The sequence below is a fragment of the Streptomyces sp. NPDC006335 genome (genome assembly GCF_040612795.1).
In the GTDB taxonomy this organism is placed as follows: Bacteria; Actinomycetota; Actinomycetes; order Streptomycetales; family Streptomycetaceae; genus Streptomyces.
This window is the reverse complement of sequence record NZ_JBEXQX010000017.1, coordinates 36,483-54,433: the sequence shown is the minus strand read 5'-3', so window position 1 is coordinate 54,433 and position 17,951 is coordinate 36,483. Positions and strand designations below refer to the sequence as shown.

Here is a 17,951-nt window from a genome sequence, read left to right as displayed (position 1 = left end):
CGGTCAGCCCTGGCGGCCGTTCCAGTCGAGGCAGACCACGGCGGCGTCTGACAGCAGCTCCGTGCTGCCGAAGTGCTCGATCAGTCCCGAGACGACCGCGCGTGCCGTCTCGTGGGGCGCCGCGGTGCGGGTGGCGCCGAGGATCTGGCGCAGGACCCGCTCGCCGAACAGGTCGCCCGTCGTCGAGCGGGTGCCGTGGACACCGGTGCTGACCGCGATGAGACGGTCACCGGGCTCGACCTGGAACGTCTGCTGCGTGTAGAGGGTCTCCTCGAACATGCCGAGCGGCAGCTGCGCCTCCAGTTCGACCCGCTCGGTCCGGCCGCCGCGCTGCTGGAACAGTTGCGGGGACCCCGCGTCGACGGCGTGCACGAGGCCCGTGGCCAGATCGAAGCGCAGCAGCAGCGTGGAGGCGTACGCCTTGCCGCCGTACTGGGCGTAGACGGCCTGGTCGGCGAGGCACGCCTGGTCGGCGAGGCCTATGCCGGCGCGGCGGGCGTTGCGCAGGGCGCCGGTCGTGAGTCCGGCGAGCAGGGAGGCGTCGATGCCCTGTCCCATGCCGTCGGTGACGGTCAGGACGAGGTGGTCGGCGCCGGTGGACCAGTCGAAGGTGTCGCCGCCGATGGCGTAGGCCGGTTCGAGGTGGGCGCCGATGACGTACTCCTCGCGGGCGCAGCCCCGGCCGGGCAGCAGCTGCCACTGCATTTCGGCGGCGAGGGTCAGCCGACGGGTGCGGCGGGCCTGGAGGTAGAGGTCGGTGTCGCGGCCTGCGGTGGCGACCTCGTGTCCGAGCGCCGTGGCGAAGTCGCCGAGCTGGAGCACGGTGTGTGGGTCGACGGCGCCCGCGGGCAGATGCACCGAAAGGACGCCGAGGCGGTCGCCGCGCACGGTGATGGGCAGGTGCGCCATGTGCCCGGACGGTTCGTGGAGGACTTCGAGCACCGGCTTCTGGGTGAGGAAGGCGCTGCCCGCGGGCCCCTCGTGGGCGGAGACCGGGGGGCCCGTCCGTGGCAGGTGCGTCACCGGTTGCAGGACCGTCAGGCCGTAGTCGGCGAGAAGCAGCCTCACGTCCTGGGCGCCCACCCGTTCGGCGAGCAGACGGCGGGCGGTGGCGACCAGGGCGTGCGGCGGTGCCGCGCGGAGCTGGGCTTCCGCGGACAACTGCGGTTCAGAGGCTTTCACGGAATCCACCCTCTCGCCTTGTGTCCTTCACGCTACCGCGCGCGGGCCGGCTCTCAGGCGGTTCGGAGTCGGAGGGGGACCGGTCAGACTTCCGGGGCCGCTTCCGCGCCGTCGGGGTCACGGTGTGGCACAGCAGCAGGCAGACGTCGTCGTCCCGTTCTGAGTCGTACAGGAGGGGCTTGAGCAGGGCGTCCGCGGCGGCGTCCAGGTCCTGTTCCAGCTCCGGCGTGGTCAGCGCCTCCAGGGCGCGGCCGAGACGTGCGATACCGGGGTCGATGCCCTGCCCCCGGCGTTCCACCAGGCCGTCGGTGTACAGCACCAGGGACGAACCGGCGGGCAGCTCGGCCCGCTGGTCCGTGTACACGTAGGGCAGCGGGATGCCCAGCATCACGCCGGGTTTGGCTTCGAGGACCCGTACGGTGCCGTCGGCGGCGCGGACGACGGCGGGCGGGTGGCCTGCCGAGGCCCAGACCACTTTCGGTTCGCCGGGCCGGAAGCGGGCGATCAGCGCGGTGGCGTACAGCTCGGGCTGGAGGTGGCCGAGCATGCGGTGCAGCCGCGTGAGGATCTCGCCGGGGGTGGCGTTCTCCACGGCGTAGGCGCGCAGGGCCGTGCGCAACTGGCCCATGACGACGGCGGCGTGCAGTCCGTGGCCGGTGACGTCCCCTATGACGGCCAGCAGGCTGCCGTCGGGCTGGAGGAAGGCGTCGTACCAGTCGCCGCCGATGTTCATGCCCCAGGTGGCGGGAAGGTAGCGGGCGGCGAGCAGCAGGCCCGGCGGGGTGGGCAGGTCGGTGAGCTGGGCGCGCTGCAGGGCCTCGGCGGTGTTGCGGGACTGCTGGTAGCGGTGGGCGTGGTCGAGGGCGACGCCGACCCGGCGGGCGAGCTCGACCAGCATCGTGGAGGTGTCCTCGTCGAAGCGGGGGCCGGGGGCGGTGAGGGTGAGGACGCCCAGCAGGCGCTGTGCGACGAGGGGGATGGCCAGCAGCGGCCGCTCGGGGGACAGGGCGGAGGGCGGGAGGTCGTCGACGCCGGGAAGGGCGCCGGGGTGGGCGGCGGCGTGCTGGGGGCGACCTGTGCGGGCGGCGGCCACGGCGGCGGCCGAGTGCTCCCGGACGCGGTGCGGGCGCTCGTCGTCGTGATCCTCGTACTCCTCCTCGTCGAAGAGCCAGACGTCGAGCTGCGCCGCGTACTCCGGCACCAGCATGTCGGAGAGGCGGCGCAGGATGGCCGTGTAGCTGAGGGACGACGTGATGGCGGCGCTGGCGTCACCGAGGAACGTCAGCAGGCGCCGGGCCCGTTCCGCCGCGGTGCGCGCGGTCCGCTCGGCTTCGAGGAGCTCGCGCTGCGCGCGTGCCGCGGCCTCCAGGTCGGCGTGCAGGGCCAGCACGCCCTGGTTGGTGTGGTGCAGCTCCTCCCGGTGCAGCCGGACCAGGTTCTCCTGCTCGTCGAGCAGGCTCAGCACCGCCGCGGTGTCCTCGTCGGCCCGCAGCAGGGCCTGCGGCAGCGAGCCGGCGACGCGGCGGCCCGTGCGGGCGGGCTGGTGGGGCAGGGGGCAGGTGAGTGCGGGTGTTTCGTCCTCAGGGTCCGGCTCCCCCTCTCCGGCCGGACTCAAGGACACCTCGAGCCGGCCTTCCTGCCCGGGGGCGGACTGCCGTACGTGGAGCCGGAGTTCCCACGCACCGCCCGCGCCGAGGCAGTGGCGCAGTCGTGCCGTCAGCGCCGTCAGGAAGCGGACGCGTTCCAGCGTCGGCGCCCCGCCGTCCGTGGCGAGGCGGTCGACGGCGGCGCGGGCCCGGGCGGCGTCGGCGACCGACGCGATGCTCCAGACCTCAGGGGGTGCGGTCATGCGGGTCCGTCCGGGGGTCAGGGGCCAGTACGGCCACACTGGCGTCGTCGCGCAGGGGCCGGGCGGCGCTGCCGGCGTCTCTGAGGACGACCGCGGCGACCACGGCCGGATCGTGGGCGCCGAGTCGGGAATCGCCGGGCGGCACCCAGCGGCTGGGGAGCCCGTCGCTGTGCAGGACGAGCAGGCTGTCCGACGCCCAGGCATTCTCCCGCAGGGGCACGGTCGCGGGGAAGTGGGCCCCGACGATGCCCGGGTGGGAGACGAGGGGGTGCCACGTGCCGTCGGTGCGCAGTCTGGCGCCGATGTTGCCGACTCCGGCGAACGAGAGCCGGTCGGTGTCCTCGTCGAGCTGGGCGACGCCGACGGCCGCCCCGCGCGTGGTCCGCAGCGCGGTGTGCAGCCGCCGCAAGATCTCGGCCGGCGGCAGATCCGCACACAGGCGCAGTTCTTCCACAGCGGCTGTGGAGGCCTCGGCTGCCTTGGCCCCGTGGCCGAGCCCGTCCACCAGCATCAGCGTGATGCGAGGACCGGAGCGCACCCGGCTGAACGCGTCCCCGGAGTGTTCGGCATGGGCGAGCGAGGTGGTGATCCCCCCGGCCCGGGTGCCGGTGCGAGAGCCGGCCTCCCGGGGGCGAGGACCGCGGGGCGCCCGCGCCGGGGTGATGCGTGCCACCGCGACGGTGCCCCGGCCCGGTCTGCTGTGCAGGTCGAACTCGCTCGCGACGCGACGGCAGGTGCCCAGGCCCGCACCGAGGGAGGAGGAGGCGGTGGTGTGACCGTCCCGCATGGCCGCCGAGACGTTCTCGATGCCCGGTCCGTGGTCGATCGAGGCGATCTGTACGCAGGGCACGTCCTCGGCGAGGGTGTCGGAGGGGGCGGCCAGATTGATGAGGACACGGCCGCCGCCGGCGTGCTTGACGAGGTTGGTGCCCAACTCGGTGGCCACCAGCGCCGCGACCGCCGTGGCGTGCGCGTCCAGCCCCGCCCGGGCGCAGGCGGCCTCGGCGGCGACGCGTACGTCCCGCACTCGGGTGCTGTCCTGGACCGGGATGTCCCAGACCCTGCTCAAGGCGCACCTGTGCGGGGCGCGGGCAGGCCGGAGACCCAGTCGGTGATGGTGACGGTGGTGCCCTCGCCGGGGCGGGTGTCGAGGGCGAACTCCTTGACGAGGCGCTTGGCCCCGCTCAGGCCCATGCCGAGGCCGCTTCCCGTGGTGTAACCGTCGGTCATGGCCAGCTCGACGTCCCGGATGCCGGGACCCGCGTCGACGAAGGACAGCCGCACTCCGCGGTGGGCGCCTTCCGCGAGCACCGTCATCTCCATGTGCCCGCCACCCCCGTGGACGAGGGCGTTGCGGGCCAGTTCGCTGGCCGCCGTCACCAGCTTCGTCTGCTGGACCAGGTTGAAGCCGAGATCGGCAGCGGTCTGGCGCACTTGCTGTCGTACCCAGGCCAGGTCGGCGTCCGAGCCGATGGGCAGGCGCGTGGTCGAGGTGATGGGGGCATGCATCATGCACCCTCTTCCGGGTGTGCGGTCGGAGCCGCCGAGGCTGCGCGGGCCAGCAGGGACAAGGCCTTCTCGACGTTCAGGGCGGTTCCCAGGCCGGGCAGGGTGAGACCCATCTCGACCAGGGTGATGGCCACGGCGGGACGCATGCCCGCCAGCACGGTCCGGGCGGCCAGCAGACGTGCGCTCGCGGCGATCTCGGCCAGGACGCGGCCGAGGAAGGAGTCGACGATCTCCACCCCGGAGATGTCGATCACGACACCGTTCACCGGCGTCGGACTGGAGGCGATCCGCTGGGAGATGTCGTGCTGGAGCTGTTCGGCCGCCCCGTCGTGCAGCTCGCCCTGCAAGGTGACCAGCAGGACGTCTCCCAGCGCCAGGACCGGTACCGGGCCCGGGCCGGAGTGCGTGGCGACGAAGCCGGTCACCGCGGGCTCGCCGCCGTCACCGGGCGTGGGGAGACGACGATGCCCTGCTGGGTGAGCGCGTAGGCCAGCGCGTCGGCGAGACCGGCCCGCGTGATGATCGACCCGAGGTCGATGCCGAGGTGGACGATGGTCTGCGCGATGGCGGGACGGATCCCGGAGACGATGCACTCCGCGCCCATCAGCCGGGCCGCGGCGACCGTCTTCATCAGGTGCTGGGCCACGAGCGAGTCCACGGTCGGGACACCGGTGATGTCGAGGATGGCGTACGCGGCCCGCTGGTCCACGATGGCTTCCAGGAGGCTCTCCATCACGACCTGGCTGCGGGCGCTGTCCAGGGTCCCGATCAGCGGCACGGCGACGACGCCGTCCCACAGCTTTATGACCGGCGTGGCCACCTCCAGCAACTGCTGACGCTGCCGGGCGATGAGCTCCTCGCCCGCGCTCACCGTCGTCTCCATGATCACCAGGCGGAGCGTGGCCATCAGGACCGCCAGCGCCTGCGCGCACGCGTTGCCGCGCACGTCGTCGTCGGCGTCCTGGAATTCAGCGGACAGCAGGGCGGTCACCGGCTCACGCAGCCCCGCGACCTCGCCGGCGATCTGCACCGGCGTGTACCCGGCCCGGGCGCGCGCCGCAGCCATCCGTCCCAGCTGGTCCCGCACGGTGTCGAAGCCCGGGGCGTCGACCTCCTCCAGTCGTCCGGCGCGGGCCACCTCGGCCAGGGCGTCCACCACGGCCTTGCACGCCTCGACCGCCTCGTCCCGGGACACGGTGAAGACCGTGCGGAACAGGGCGGCGTCCGCCCAGCGCTGGGCGATCTGCTCACGACGCCGCTCCAGAAAGGCGCCCAGCTCCTTCGCCGTGTCGAGGGCTGTGTCGTGCTCCGCCACCTGCATCGTCTCCCTGCCTGCGAGCCCTTTCGGCCCGCCGAGCGGTCAGGCCATGCGGCAATTATTGCCGCATGGCAAACGTTAACGTGAGCGTGTGCGGGGAACAACATGCCCCCGCCGTCACCGGGCAGACTCGCCGGTCAGTCGAACTGCCGCCTGCCGTGCCAGTCCAGACAGACGATCAGCGCGTCGTCGTCCGGTATGGCCTGACCGCGGTGGCCGGTCAGCTCCCGCAGGATGGCGCGCGGCACCTCGGCGGCGGGCAGCAGGCGGGTGGACTGGATGGCCCGCGTCAGAGCGGCTTCCCCGTACGCCTCGCCCCGGGGGGAGGCCACGGCGTGGACTCCGTCGCTGACGAAGACGAGCCGGTCGCCGGGCTCGATGTGAAAGTCCTGTGCAACGTAGTCGGTCTCCTCGAACATGCCCAGCGGGAGCTGGGCGTCGAAGTCGACGCGTTCCACGGTCCCGCCGCGCAGCCGCAGCAACTGGGGGGAGCCCGCGTCCACGACGCTCGCCCGGCCGGTGGCCAGGTCGAAGTCGAACATCAGGACAGACAGGTAGCTCTGGCCCCGGTAATGGGCGTAGACGGCCTGGTCGGCCAGGGCCGCCTGGTCGGCGATGGACAGTCCGGCACGCCGGGCGTTGCGCAACGCGTTGATGGCCAGGTTCGTCAGCAGGGACGCCTCTATGCCCTCGCCCATGCCGTTGGTGACGTACAGCATCAGGTGGTCTGCGGTGGCGGACCAGTCGAAGTTGTCGCCGAAGATCGCATAGGCGGGCTCCAGTTGGGCACCCAGCTCGTACTCGGGGCGGGAGCAGGAGCGGCCGGGCAGCAGTTGCCACTGCATCTCGGCGGCCAGGGTCAGCCGGTCCTTGCGCCGCGCCTGGAGGTACAGGTCGGTGTCCCGTTCGGCCACGACCACCTCGTGCCCCAGCACATCGGCGATGTCGGCCAGTTCGGACTCCCAGCCCTGGGCGGCGTCGCTTTCGGGCAGGGTCACGGACAGCACGCCGAGCCGGTCGCCGCGCACACTGACCGGCAGATGCAGACGCGTCCGCCCGGTGCGCTCCTCCTCCCGGTACGGCTTCTGCGAGCCGAAGGCCCGGCCGGCCGGGGTGTTGTGCACCGACAGAGGCTCCAGCGTGTGCGGCAGCACCGAGACCGGTTGGAGCACGGTCAGGCTGTAGTCGGCCATGAACAGCTCGACGTCCTCCGCGCCGTACTGCTCGATCAGTACGGCGCGGATGGCGTCGAGCAACTCGTGGGGGGCCGCTGTGCGCAGGGCGCGTTCAACGGCCAGAAATCTCTTCATGATGGAAAAACACCTGTCCTTCGCCGGACGACGTACGGGTCCCGCTCACGAGGGCGGCTCGCTTCGACCGTCCCGGTCCTGGGTGGCCGGCCCGCCCGCCTAGTACGCTGACAGGCACCCCAGTGCCTGCGAGAGTGTGATCGTGACTGCCTTCCGCCGCCGCTCAGAGCCCGATGAGGTCGCACGCGTGACCACCACGGCCGTCGAGCTGCTGGAGGTCGTGTGGGGCCGGGCCTCGACCGCGCCCACCTCCGCGTCGCAGCTTCGGGTGCTGCACATCCTCGAGCACCACGACGGCATCAACCTGCGCACCCTCGCCGAGTCCCTCGCATCGACCCCGCCGTCCACCAGCCGGCTGTGCGACCGGTTGGTGGCGGCCGGGTTCGTCGAGCGGGTCGTGAGCGAGGAGGACAGACGTGAGGTGCGGCTGCACCTCAGTGGCCGGGGCCGCGCCTTCCTCGTCGACCTGCGTGCCCGCAGGGAGAGGGAGTTGCGGACGGTGCTGGCGGACATGCCTGCCGCCAAGCGGGTCGCGCTGCTGGAAGGGCTGGAGGCGTTCTGCGCCGCGGCGGCGCAGACACACGACGAGGCGACGGGTTCCGACAGCCGGACCGCCTGAACCGCTGATCGCGCCGTCGGCATCCTCGTCACCTCTCGACATGGGTGACCAGCACACGGAGCGGTCTCCGCCCACCGGAGCATTCCAGGTCCTTCCCCGTACGTCCGACACGGTCGCTGCGTTGCTTCATGGCTTCCATTGTCAGACGGCAACGGTGCGTCTGACGCCCTTACCTGAACTCGGTTACCCCGTCGTGTCGAGATCTTCGGTGGGTGTGCCGTATGTCTCTCGATCGAGGGAAGCCGCGCATGCGCGGAGCCATCCGGGGAAGAGTGATGGATTTCCGCTTTGCTCTGCGCTGGGTTTTTCCGGGCTGCTTTTCGGCTTTTCCGTCTGTTCAATCGAAGAGCAGGACGCGCGGGGCGAAGGTGCCTTCGGGGCCGTCGGCGCGGCCCACCGACCAGACCGTCCGCGTGCCCGGCACCGGTGCCAACCGCAGCGTGAAGGACTCTCCCTCTCCGGCCACCGCCGGTTCGGCGTACCCGGTGAAGGACTGCCCGCTCCAGGCGAGGAAGTCCGGCCCGGGAACGAGGGGCGGAGTGCTGCCAGGCGGGCCCCACTTCTGCGAGCGGGCCACCGCGACCCAGGCCAGATCGCCGGAGGGGGAGGCCGTCAGTGAACTGACCGAGCCGAAGTCGGTGGGCACGGTCACCCGGCTCCACGTCTGCCCGTCGAAGCGGACCAGCAGCGGCGGGATCGGCCGGCCCGGGGGACCGCCCACGAACCCGGCCGTGCCGCCCGCCCACACCTCGGTCGCGGACACCGCCAGCACACTGCCCACGGCCGACCGCGGGAAGCCGTCCACGATCGTCTGCTGCCATGCCTGCCCGTCCCAATGGGACACGGCCGCGCCCGAGTCGGTGGTGCCCGCGGCCCAGACGTCGTCGGCCGCCTTAATGTGCAGGCCGTACACGGCTCCCGGCGGCACCGGCACGTCCCGCCACGCTCGCCCGTCCCGGCGCAGCAGTACCTGGGCGCCGTCCCGCGAACCGATCAGCCAGGTCTCACCGCCGCCGGTGACGACCCTCGTCAGCACCACACCGGGCGGCGGCCGGCTCTCGGACCAGGCCGTGCCGTCGAAGCGGAGCAGCCTGGCGCCGCCCGCCGCGTCGCGGCCCACCGCCCAGACCGAGGTCGGTGACGTCGCGGCGATGGACAGCAGCTCACCCTGCCAGCCGATCCCGGACAGGCTCTGGCGGTGCCAGGCGGTTCCGTCCCAGCGCAGCACCAGCGGGAAGCCCGGCGCCTCGCGACCCACGGCGTCGGCGCCCACCGCCCACGCCTGGTCCGGGCCGAACGCCACGGCCTCGTTCAGCGCGGCCTGCGGGCGTACCTGGGACGGGACCGGCACGTGCTGCCAGGACGGGGGCTCCGCCGCGGCCGCGCTCATGACGGCGATCAGGGTCATGGCGAGAGCGAGGGCCGCGACGAGAAATCTGCGTGCCATGGTCAGCCTCCCAGCCGCTCACTCATCAGGTTCGGTTTCGAGCCGTAGACCTCGACGGTGCCGAAGGACAGCAGGGCCGCCCCGGCCCTGGCCAGCGCACGCGCCTTGACGTCGATCGCGTTCGTGCGCTCCGGGCCGTAGGAGAAGGTGACGCGCCGGCCGTCCACCCGCGCGTACCTCGACTGGAACGCGCGGTCGCTGCGCACCGGCAGCCACAGCGCGCCGTCCGGGCCACGCACCATGGCCCCGGTGTACGTGTCGCCCAGCGGCGGATAGGTGGTGCGCCAGGTGTGCCCGTCGAACCTCATCAGGTAGGTGCGGGCCACGCCGTCGGTGTACTGGCTGCCGCCGAGCGTGATCCGGCCGGACGGTTCGAGCAGCAGGGTGTGGACGTTGCTGCTCGGCGGCAGCGGCACCCTCGCGTCCCGCCACGCCGTGCCGTCCCAGCGCAGGACGGTCGTCCCGGTACTGGTGTCCGCCCAGGCCCAGGCGTCCGTGGCGGTACGCGCGGTGATCCCCATCAGGTACAGCACGCCGTCCGGGGTGGCCTGCGCGGTCCAGCGGGAGCCGTCGTAGTGCAGCACCTTCAGCCCGGTGTCGTCCTCACCCACCACCCACGCGGCCCCGGGCACCGCGGCGAAGTCCTGGTAGGTCCACAGGGTCTGCGGCAGCGGGACGGCACTCCACCCTCCCGCCGACCGGCGCAGGATCTCGCCCCCGCCCGCGCGGGTGTGGAGGATCCACATGTCCGCGCCGACGAACTGTGCCCTGCCGAGCCCGCCCGGCTCACCGGCGCCGGGGAAGGTGGTGTCCCGGCTCCACGCCGTGCCGTCCCAGTGGTAGAGCATCGGCCGCCACCCGTCGGAGGCCTGCTCGTACCCGGTGGCCCACGCGTCGTCCGGCCCGCGGGCGGCGAGGTCGGACACGGTCACGGGCGGGGTCGCCGCCGGCACCGGCAGCGCCGACCAGCCCGGCCTCACCGCCGGGGCGGCCGTCACGGCGGAGGTCGGCGACAGCACCGCGGCACACGTGATCACAAGGCAGACGACGACCGCACGGAGACCGTTCACGAGACCTCCCAGCACGCGAAGGTCGCACAGGCTATTGGCGTTCGGCGCCCCGGGACAGACGGCATCCGGCCGATCGTGGGCCCTTGGGAATACGGTTCATCGGCCGGGGTGGACCGCTAGCGGTCGGGAAACGGCCCGGGAACACGGTGTCGTAGTGGACGGACGAGGCCTCGCCGGCCGGTTGGCGGAATCGCGCGGAGCGCACCCTCGTGCGTAGGGGCGCGAGCACTGGTGCGCCTCGTTCTCGTTCCCCGTGGGCGAGGTCGAGCGCGTACGTCTCAGGCGGACGCGGGGGTCGCCCGGTCGGGCGTGGGCTCCAGGCGGACGACGATGCCCTTCGAGGTGGGCTGGTTGCTGATGTCGGCGACGCTGTCCAGGGGCACCAGGACGTTGGTCTCGGGGTAGTAGGCGGCGGCGGAGCCGGGTGCGGTGGGGTAGGGGACGACCTCGAAGTTCTCGGCCCGGCGCTCGCTGCCGTCCGCCCAGACGCTCACCAGGTCGACGCGGTCGCCCTGGGAGAGTCCGAGCCCGTTCAGGTCGGCCGGGTTGACGAGCACGACATGACGGCTGCCGTGGATGCCGCGGTAGCGGTCGTCGAGCGTGTAGGGGACGGTGTTCCACTGGTCGTGCGAGCGCAGGGTCTGCAACAGCAGGTGGCCCTTGGGAGCCTTCGGCACCACCCGCTCGTTGCGGGTGAACAGCGCCTTGCCGACCGAGGTGTTGAACACGCCCTCGTTGACCGGGTTGGGGAGCTGGAAGCCGCCGGGGCGCGTCACCCGCGCGTTGAAGTCGTGGAATCCCGGCACGATGCGGGAGATACGGTCGCGGATCGTGCCGTAGTCGCCCTCGAACCGGTCCCAGGGGATGTCCGGCTTGGCACCGAGGGTGCGGCGGGCGAGCCGGCACAGGATGGCGACTTCGCTGAGCAGCAGAGGCGACGCCGGTTCGAGGCGGCCCTGGGAGGTGTGCACCTCGCTCATGGAGTTCTCCACGGTGACGAACTGCTCGCCGTCGGCCTGTACGTCACGTTCGGTACGGCCGAGGGTCGGCAGGATCAGCGCCGTGTCACCGCAGACCGTGTGCGACCGGTTCAGTTTGGTGGAGATGTGGGCGGTCAGCCGGCACGAACGCATCGCCTCCTCGGTGACGTCGCTGTCGGGGGCGGCGCGCACGAAGTTGCCGGCCAGGGCGAGGAACACCTTGACGCGGCCCTCACGCATCGCCTTGATCGAGTTCACCGAGTCGAGCCCGTGCGGACGCGGCGGGTCGAAGCCGAACTCCTCCTGGAGCGCGTCGAGGAACGCGTCCGGCATCTGCTCCCAGATGCCCATCGTGCGGTCGCCCTGGACGTTGCTGTGGCCGCGCACCGGGCAGACGCCGGTGCCGGCCCGTCCCAGGTTGCCGCGCAGCATCATGAAGTTGACGATCTCCCGGACGGTGGGCACGCCGTGTTTGTGCTGGGTGATGCCCATCGCCCAGCAGACGACGACGCGTTGGCTGCGCAGGACCTCGTCGTGGTGGACCTTCTCGATCTCCTCACGCGTCAGTCCGGTCGCCGCGCGCACGTCGTCCCAGTCGACGGTGCGGACGTGCTCGGCGAACTCCTCGAAGCCGGCCGTGTGCGCGTCGATGAAGTCGTGGTCCAGGACGGTGCCGGGCCGGGTGTCCTCGGCCTCCAGCAGGAGACGATTGAGGGCCTGGAAGAGGGCGAGGTCGCCGCCGGGCTTGATGTGCAGGAAGCGGTCGGCGATCTGGGTGCCGCGGCCGACGACCCCGCGTGCCTTCTGCGGGTTCTTGAAGCGCCGCAGCCCGGCCTCGGGCAGCGGGTTGACCGCCACGACGCGGGCACCGTTGCGCTTGGCCTCCTCCAGGGCGGAGAGCTGGCGCGGATGGTTGGTGCCGGGGTTCTGCCCGACCAGGAAGATCAGGTCGGCGTGGTGCAGGTCGTCGAGGCTGACGGTGCCCTTGCCGGTGCCGAGCGTCTCGCTCAGGGCGAAGCCGCTCGACTCGTGGCACATGTTGCTGCAGTCGGGCAGGTTGTTGGTGCCGAAGGCGCGGGCGAAGAGCTGGAGGACGAAGGCGGCCTCGTTGCTGGCCCGGCCCGAGGTGTAGAAGACGGCCTCGTCGGGGGAGGAGAGCGAGGTGAGCTCGTCGGCGATCACGCCCAGGGCGTCGTTCCAGCTGATGGGCTCGTAGTGGTCGGAGCCCGGCCGCTTGATCATCGGCTCGGTGAGCCGGCCCTGCTGGTTGAGCCACATGTCGGAGCGCACGGCGAGATCGGAAACGCTGTGCTCACGGAAGAAGTCGGCGGTGATCCGGCGTTTCGTGGCCTCGTCGTTGATGTGCTTGGCGCCGTTCTCGCAGTACTCGTTGCGATGGCGTTTTCCGGGGGCCGGATCCGCCCAGGCGCAGCCGGGACAGTCGATCCCGCCCACCTGGTTCATGGCCAGCAGGTCCACCCCGGTCCTGCGCGGGGAGGTCTGCTCCAGGGAGTACTCCAGCGCGTGCACGACCGCGGGGACCCCGGCCGCCCACTTCTTCGGCGGTGTCACGGAGAGTTCGGTCTCCGGCTCCTCGCCGGGCGGGTTCTGCATGGCATCGCCTTTCTCTCGCCGCGACTCGCTCGCCGCTGTGTCCTGCCGCGTCCGGTACGCGCGTCAGCCGACGGGCCACTGGGCCACACGGCTCCTCGGCGGTTCCGGGTGGTCGTGCTGTACCCGCCCGTTGCGGATGGTGCCGCGCCAGGCTCCGCCCTCCTGCCCCACTCCCTCGATGAACTGCTTGAAGTGCTGCAACTCGCGGCGCACCAGCCGGGCGGTCACCTGCGTGACCTTGGAAGACCCGGTGAGCCGTTTCGCGGCTCCCCGTGGCTGCAACAGCATCCGGACGGTGATGGCCGTACCGCCCGACGCCGTGGGCCTGAACTCCACCTCGCCCTGGTGCGAGGGGCGCAGCTCCAGAGCACGCCAGGCCAGGTAGGCGTCGGGGTCCTGCTCGACGATCTCCATCGCGAAGCGACGGCGCAGCGGCCCGTAGCCGATGGTCCAGGCGGTCACGGTGGGCCTGACCTGCTCGACGCCGTGCACCACGCTCGAGAACCGGGGGAAGGTCTTGAACTGCGTCCACTGGTTGTACGCCGTCCGCACCGGCACCGCGACCTCCACCGTCTCCTCGACGTGCCGCCTGCGCAGCGGCCGGCGGCGCGTGACGCCGTCGCCGTCGGAGGGCATCCCCGGCGGGTTCGGGACGGCCTGCCGGGAGTCGTGTTCACGCGCCATCGTGGCCTCTCCTCCGGTGAGGGCGCCGGGGTGTCGCGCCGCCCGGCCCCCTTCGTGCGTCAGGGCTTCTCTACCGGTTCCCACATCGGGGTTTTCGAGTCGTCCCGATACCTCGGCGTTCCGCGCGGGGCGGTGTTCCCAGGCGGCGCTCATCCCCGGGCGGGGGTCAGGGCTCGGGCGTCCGTTCCAAGGGTGGGGGTGTGCGGCTGTAGTGGGCTCCCCTGGTGCCGTAGTGGGCGAGGTACAGGGTCTCGCCGTCGACCTGGAGCTCGGGCGGCGGCGGGTTGGGGACGAAGAGCTGCGGGTCGGAGTGGCCGTCGATGCGGACGGGCTCCCGGGGCTGGTTCCAACTGTCCGCCCAGAGCTGGGCCCGTTCGCGTGTCCATGGGTTCTGCAGGGTCCGCGGGGCGGACGGGTCGTGGAGGTAGCCGTTGAGGCTGCGGACGAGGGCCTCGCTGTAGACGCCCTTGACCCGGAAGTTCTCCAGGTCCTCCGCGCGCACGACCATGTTGACGTACCGGCGGCCGTTGCCCCGGTGCCGGCCCACCGCGGGCCAGCGGCAGTGGCCGGGGTCCCAGCGGACGCGCGGGATCCACAACAGGGTGCCCGCGGAGAAGTGCCGCGTGCCGTGCTGGATCTCGAGGCCGCTCTCGCCGTGTGCGGTCTCCCGCGCGACATTGGCCACCAGGCACCAGCCCAGCAGCCCGTCGGGTGCCTCGTCGTCGGTCGGTTCGGTGTCTGTCACGTCGAGAATGCTGAGGCATGTCGGAGGACGTGGCAAAGCTATTGTTCGGCAGGCCCGACCGGCGCGAAATGTCCAGGTCGAGGGCCTCAAATTCCCGTAAAGCAGAGAACCGCTGTGCGCCGACGCAGACCTGGCGAACGCTTAGCGTGCCGCTGGCTCCCGAGACCAGGAGGGCACCGGCCGCGAGCAGCTTGGGACGCCGCGCGAAGGACGAGACGGGACGGCCGGAACGGTCAAACTCCGGTTCGGGTGGGGACATTCTGGCCAGCGGTCACTCCGGCCGTGGGACGGGGGCGGGCGTGCCGTCGGTCCGGGTTTCCAGAGCGTGCAGGACGGCCACCATGTCCTCGGCGCCGTGGCCCTGTTCGACGGCCTCGGCGTACAGGGCGTGACAGGCGTCGAGGAGCGGGGAGGCCAGCCCGGCCTCGCGGGCGGCCTCGGCGATCAGACGGTTGTTCTCCAGGACGTTGGTGGCGGCGGCCTGCACGGTGAAGTCGCGGGCCAGCAGCTTGGACCCCTTCACCCGTGAGACGGCACTGGCCATCGGGCCCGCGTCCAGGACGTCCCGGAGCAGGCGCTGGTCCAGTCCGTACCGGTCGGCGAAGTGGAACGCCTCGGCCAGCCCGGTGACGAGGGTGATCAGGAACAGGTTCACCGAGAACTTCATCAGCAGCGCGCCGGGGACCGCACCGCAGCCGAACGTCTCCCGGCACATGGTGGCCAGCAGGGGGCGTACGGCCGCGACGGCGTCGTCGTCACCCGCCGTCATTCCCACCAGTTCACCCTGCTCGGCGGGGATGCGGGAGCCGGAGACGGGAGCCTCGACGTACCGTCCGCCCGCCGCCCGGACGGCGTCCTGGAGACCGGCCGAGTACTCGGCCGAGGTCGTGCCCATGTGGACGACGGTCCGTCCCGTCACGAGACCGGCGAAGTCCGGGGTGGCGCGCTTCAGTACGGCGTCCACGGCGGCCTCGTCGGCCAGCATGAGGAACACGGTTGCGGCCCGGTCGAAGACCTCGGCAGGGCTCGCGGCGACCTCCGCTCCGGCGGCGCTCAGCGCCTCGCTCCGGCCGGGGGTGCGGTTCCACACGAGGAGAGGTGTTCCGGCCCGGGCGAGATTGAGGGCCATGGGCTGCCCCATGGTTCCGAGGCCGATGAATCCCACGTACACGAGGCACCGCCTTTTCCGGCTCCCGCCGTAGCCGAGCCGTCGCCGCACACTATGACAGCGGTCATAGTAAGCGTCTTTATGACGGCGGTCATAGAGTGAAGCCGAACAGCAGCGGACCTGGAGGTCGGAGATGGCGGTGTCCGAGGGGGGAGCTCGGGAGCGGGGAGCTCGGGAGCGGATGGTCTTCAGCGCGGCCCAGCTCATCCGGCGCGAGGGGGTCGCCGGCACCGGGATGCGCGAGGTCGCCGTCCACGCCGGTGCGCCGCGCGGTTCGCTCCAGCACTACTTCCCCGGCGGCAAGGAACAACTGGTCAACGAGGCGGTGCGGTGGGCGGGCCGGTACGCGGGCAACCGGGTCGCCCGTTTCCTCGCCGCCCTGCCCGAGCCGACACCGAGCGGGCTGTTCGCCGAGATGGTGCGCCAGTGGACCGACGAGTACGAGAGCGCCGGCTTCGCGGGTGGCTGCCCCGTCGCCGCCGCCACGGTGGACTGGGCGGAGTCGACCGCGTCCACTCGGGCTGCCGTGGCGGAGGCGTTCGCGACCTGGACCGGTCCGGTGGGCCGGGCGTTGGCCGACATGGGCGTGCCGGAGGAGCGGGCCGGCGCGCTGGCCACCCTCATGGTCAGCTCCTTGGAGGGGGCGATCCTCATGGCCCGGGCCCAGCGGGATGTCGGTCCGCTGACGACTGTGGCCCGCGAACTCGGCCCGCTCCTGGACGCGGCGGTGAGCCGGGAGGGCTGACCTGGGCGCTTCGTTCGTGTCGGCTGACCAAGACAGTGCCGATCATCGCTTGGTCGGATCCGGTCACGAAGAGGTCGGACACCGCCCCCGATGTCCCGGGCGCCGAGCGCTCGAGTCGGTTCTGATCGGGGCGAGGGGCCAGCGGTCGTCGTACCTGTGTTCCCCCAGGACGGCGCTCACGACCACGTTGATCCGCGTCGCGACGGACAGCACGTTCGCGCTCGAAGACGCCCGGGCAGCACACGAACGTGCCGCCCGAGGGCATATCGAGGGGAAGACCGTGCTCACGGCATGACAAGCTGTGCTTCCCACTGCCCGAACCCAGGAGGTCATGATGACCGCAGAAGCCGCATCCCCAGAAGGTTCGGAACCGACCGACGCCGAGACGTCAGCCATCGCACCCGACAGCGACGGCAACTACGACCTCAAACGGAAGTTCCGTGAGGCGCTGGACCGCAAACGCGGTGCACAGGCGGAGGCCGCCGACATCGCCGCCAACTCTCCCGCGGCGAAGATCCGCGGGGCGCACGGCCCGGCGTCGAGCCAGCGGTCGTTCCGGCGCAAGAGCGGGGGCTGAGCCGAAGCGGTTCGGCAGCCGAACACCTGCCGCTGCCGCTGTGGCCGCCCGGGAGCACTCGACATCTCCGAGACCGCTTCCGGGCACCTCACCCCCTGCCGTAGGTCGTCCTCGCGGTGGCCGAACTCACCGGCCCGGATACCCCGTTGAACGATGCGTCGCCGCCACATAGGTTCCGGCGTATGACGAACGTACGCATCGGTGTGATGTACGACCGCGACTGGGCCCCGGAAGGGCTGCCCGGGTTCGCCCGGCAGGCCGAGGCGCTCGGCGTGGACGACCTGTGGGTCGTGGAGGACCTCGGGTGGAACGGCGGGGTGTCCGCGGCGGCCGTGGCCCTGGGAGCCACGGAGCGCATCAGGGTGGGCATCGGCATCGCCCCCGCCCCCTTGCGCAGCCCCGCGCTCCTCGCGATGGAACTGGCCACGCTGGCCAGGGTGTTCCCCGGCCGGCTGGTGGCCGGCGTCGGGCACGGGGGGCAGGATTGGATGGCCCAGGTGGGGGCAGTGGCACGCTCCCCGCTGGCCCTGCTGGAGGAGACGATCACCTCGGTTCGCGCGCTGCTGCGTGGAGAGCGGGTCGAACTGGCGGGCCGTGAAGTCCGCCTGGACGGCGTCGAGTTGACGCATCCGCCGGCCGAGGTTCCGCCGGTGGTCGCGGGAGTGGTGCGCCCTCGCTCCCTGGAGCTGTCCGGACGGGTCGCGGACGGCACCGTGATCGCGGAGGGCCACGGTCCGCACGACCTGGAGAACGCCCGCGCCCTGATCGGCAAGGGTGGCGCCGCGTCCGACCACACCCTGACGGTCTTCGCCTTCGCCTGCGTCGGAGACGACGCCGACGAGGTGACTCAGGCCCTGCGGCCGCACGTCGAGGGCCACGCCGCCTGGCTCGGACGTCCGCCACACGAGGTGTTCACCGTCTCGGGCCCCGCCGCCAAGGCCGCCGAGCAGATCCGCGAGCTGGCGGCGGCCGGTGCCGACACGGTCGCCCTGCGGATCGCCGGGCCGGATCCGCTGCGGCAGCTGAAGGCCGTACTGCAGGCGGTCGCGCAGCACGACTGACGTCATGGATCGGCGATCGCCGTACGTCCTCAGCCCGGGCCGAGGACGCAGATCCGACGTCCGGCCGACGTCC

The 17,951-nt window shown here is 72.0% G+C and carries 17 protein-coding genes and 1 pseudogene; 5 read left to right on the top strand and 13 right to left on the bottom strand.

Annotation, left to right across the window (positions count from 1 at the left end; all coding sequences use genetic code 11):
• Positions 1 to 3: 3 nt before the first annotated feature.
• The 7 genes from ABZ098_RS34960 to ABZ098_RS34930 form a co-directional block, all read right to left on the bottom strand.
• Positions 4 to 1,191 (bottom strand): PP2C family protein-serine/threonine phosphatase, encoded by a 1,188-nt coding sequence (locus ABZ098_RS34960; RefSeq protein ID WP_356597757.1) that lies wholly within the window; start codon positions 1,189 to 1,191, stop codon positions 4 to 6.
• The gene (locus ABZ098_RS34955) at positions 1,169 to 3,031 is read right to left on the bottom strand and encodes a GAF domain-containing SpoIIE family protein phosphatase (RefSeq protein ID WP_356597756.1); all 1,863 of its coding nucleotides are present in this window, start codon (positions 3,029 to 3,031) and stop codon (positions 1,169 to 1,171) included. Before ABZ098_RS34955 ends, ABZ098_RS34960 begins: the two co-directional genes overlap by 23 nt.
• Positions 3,015 to 4,100, bottom strand: coding sequence for a SpoIIE family protein phosphatase (locus tag ABZ098_RS34950; protein ID WP_356597755.1), 1,086 nt, complete (start codon positions 4,098 to 4,100; stop codon positions 3,015 to 3,017). The genes ABZ098_RS34955 and ABZ098_RS34950 overlap by 17 nt, the downstream gene beginning before the upstream one ends.
• The gene (locus tag ABZ098_RS34945; RefSeq protein WP_356597858.1) at positions 4,097 to 4,540 is read right to left on the bottom strand and encodes an anti-sigma regulatory factor; all 444 of its coding nucleotides are present in this window, start codon (positions 4,538 to 4,540) and stop codon (positions 4,097 to 4,099) included. Before ABZ098_RS34945 ends, ABZ098_RS34950 begins: the two co-directional genes overlap by 4 nt.
• A complete protein-coding gene (locus ABZ098_RS34940; RefSeq protein WP_356597754.1) occupies positions 4,540 to 4,965 on the bottom strand; it encodes an STAS domain-containing protein in 426 nt (141 codons plus the stop codon). Before ABZ098_RS34940 ends, ABZ098_RS34945 begins: the two co-directional genes overlap by 1 nt.
• On the bottom strand, positions 4,962 to 5,861 hold the full coding sequence (locus ABZ098_RS34935) for an STAS domain-containing protein (RefSeq protein WP_356597753.1): 900 nt from the start codon (positions 5,859 to 5,861) through the stop codon (positions 4,962 to 4,964). The genes ABZ098_RS34940 and ABZ098_RS34935 overlap by 4 nt, the downstream gene beginning before the upstream one ends.
• Positions 5,862 to 5,995: 134 nt before the next feature.
• Positions 5,996 to 7,168, bottom strand: a complete 1,173-nt coding sequence (locus ABZ098_RS34930) for a PP2C family protein-serine/threonine phosphatase (RefSeq protein WP_356597752.1) — start codon at positions 7,166 to 7,168, stop codon at positions 5,996 to 5,998.
• Between the two features lie 187 nt (positions 7,169 to 7,355).
• On the opposite strand from ABZ098_RS34930, the gene ABZ098_RS34925 reads away from it, so the two are divergent.
• Positions 7,356 to 7,787 carry a MarR family transcriptional regulator gene (locus ABZ098_RS34925; protein ID WP_356597751.1) on the top strand — a complete coding sequence of 144 codons (432 nt, stop codon included), beginning with the start codon at positions 7,356 to 7,358 and terminating at the stop codon, positions 7,785 to 7,787.
• Positions 7,788 to 8,124: 337 nt separating this feature from the next.
• On the opposite strand, the gene ABZ098_RS34920 is transcribed toward ABZ098_RS34925, so the two are convergent.
• The 6 genes from ABZ098_RS34920 to ABZ098_RS34895 all read right to left on the bottom strand — a co-directional run bounded on the left by ABZ098_RS34920 (position 8,125) and on the right by ABZ098_RS34895 (position 15,498).
• Positions 8,125 to 9,234: a hypothetical protein gene (locus tag ABZ098_RS34920; RefSeq protein ID WP_356597750.1), complete on the bottom strand. Its 1,110-nt coding sequence runs from the start codon at positions 9,232 to 9,234 to the stop codon at positions 8,125 to 8,127.
• Between the two features lie 2 nt (positions 9,235 to 9,236).
• Entirely contained in the window at positions 9,237 to 10,304 is a 1,068-nt protein-coding gene (locus ABZ098_RS34915; protein WP_356597749.1) for a hypothetical protein, read from the bottom strand.
• Positions 10,305 to 10,582: 278 nt separating this feature from the next.
• Entirely contained in the window at positions 10,583 to 12,898 is a 2,316-nt protein-coding gene (locus tag ABZ098_RS34910) for an FdhF/YdeP family oxidoreductase (protein WP_356597748.1), read from the bottom strand.
• 63 nt (positions 12,899 to 12,961) lie between these two features.
• A complete protein-coding gene (locus ABZ098_RS34905) occupies positions 12,962 to 13,582 on the bottom strand; it encodes an SRPBCC family protein (RefSeq protein WP_356597747.1) in 621 nt (206 codons plus the stop codon).
• A gap of 166 nt (positions 13,583 to 13,748) precedes the next feature.
• The gene (locus ABZ098_RS34900; RefSeq protein ID WP_356597746.1) at positions 13,749 to 14,327 is read right to left on the bottom strand and encodes a hypothetical protein; all 579 of its coding nucleotides are present in this window, start codon (positions 14,325 to 14,327) and stop codon (positions 13,749 to 13,751) included.
• Positions 14,328 to 14,598: 271 nt separating this feature from the next.
• The gene (locus ABZ098_RS34895; RefSeq protein ID WP_356597745.1) at positions 14,599 to 15,498 is read right to left on the bottom strand and encodes an NAD(P)-dependent oxidoreductase; all 900 of its coding nucleotides are present in this window, start codon (positions 15,496 to 15,498) and stop codon (positions 14,599 to 14,601) included.
• 178 nt (positions 15,499 to 15,676) lie between these two features.
• On the opposite strand from ABZ098_RS34895, the gene ABZ098_RS34890 reads away from it, so the two are divergent.
• The 4 genes and pseudogenes from ABZ098_RS34890 (at position 15,677) to ABZ098_RS34875 (ending at position 17,878) form a co-directional block, all read left to right on the top strand.
• Entirely contained in the window at positions 15,677 to 16,240 is a 564-nt protein-coding gene (locus ABZ098_RS34890) for a TetR/AcrR family transcriptional regulator (protein WP_356597744.1), read from the top strand.
• A gap of 190 nt (positions 16,241 to 16,430) precedes the next feature.
• Positions 16,431 to 16,535 (top strand): annotated as a pseudogene (locus ABZ098_RS34885) (zinc-binding dehydrogenase); the annotation flags it as partial.
• A 39-nt stretch (positions 16,536 to 16,574) separates the two neighbouring features.
• A complete protein-coding gene (locus ABZ098_RS34880) occupies positions 16,575 to 16,817 on the top strand; it encodes a DUF5302 domain-containing protein (RefSeq protein ID WP_356597743.1) in 243 nt (80 codons plus the stop codon).
• Between the two features lie 182 nt (positions 16,818 to 16,999).
• The gene (locus tag ABZ098_RS34875) at positions 17,000 to 17,878 is read left to right on the top strand and encodes an LLM class flavin-dependent oxidoreductase (protein WP_356597742.1); all 879 of its coding nucleotides are present in this window, start codon (positions 17,000 to 17,002) and stop codon (positions 17,876 to 17,878) included.
• Positions 17,879 to 17,951 lie beyond the last annotated feature (73 nt).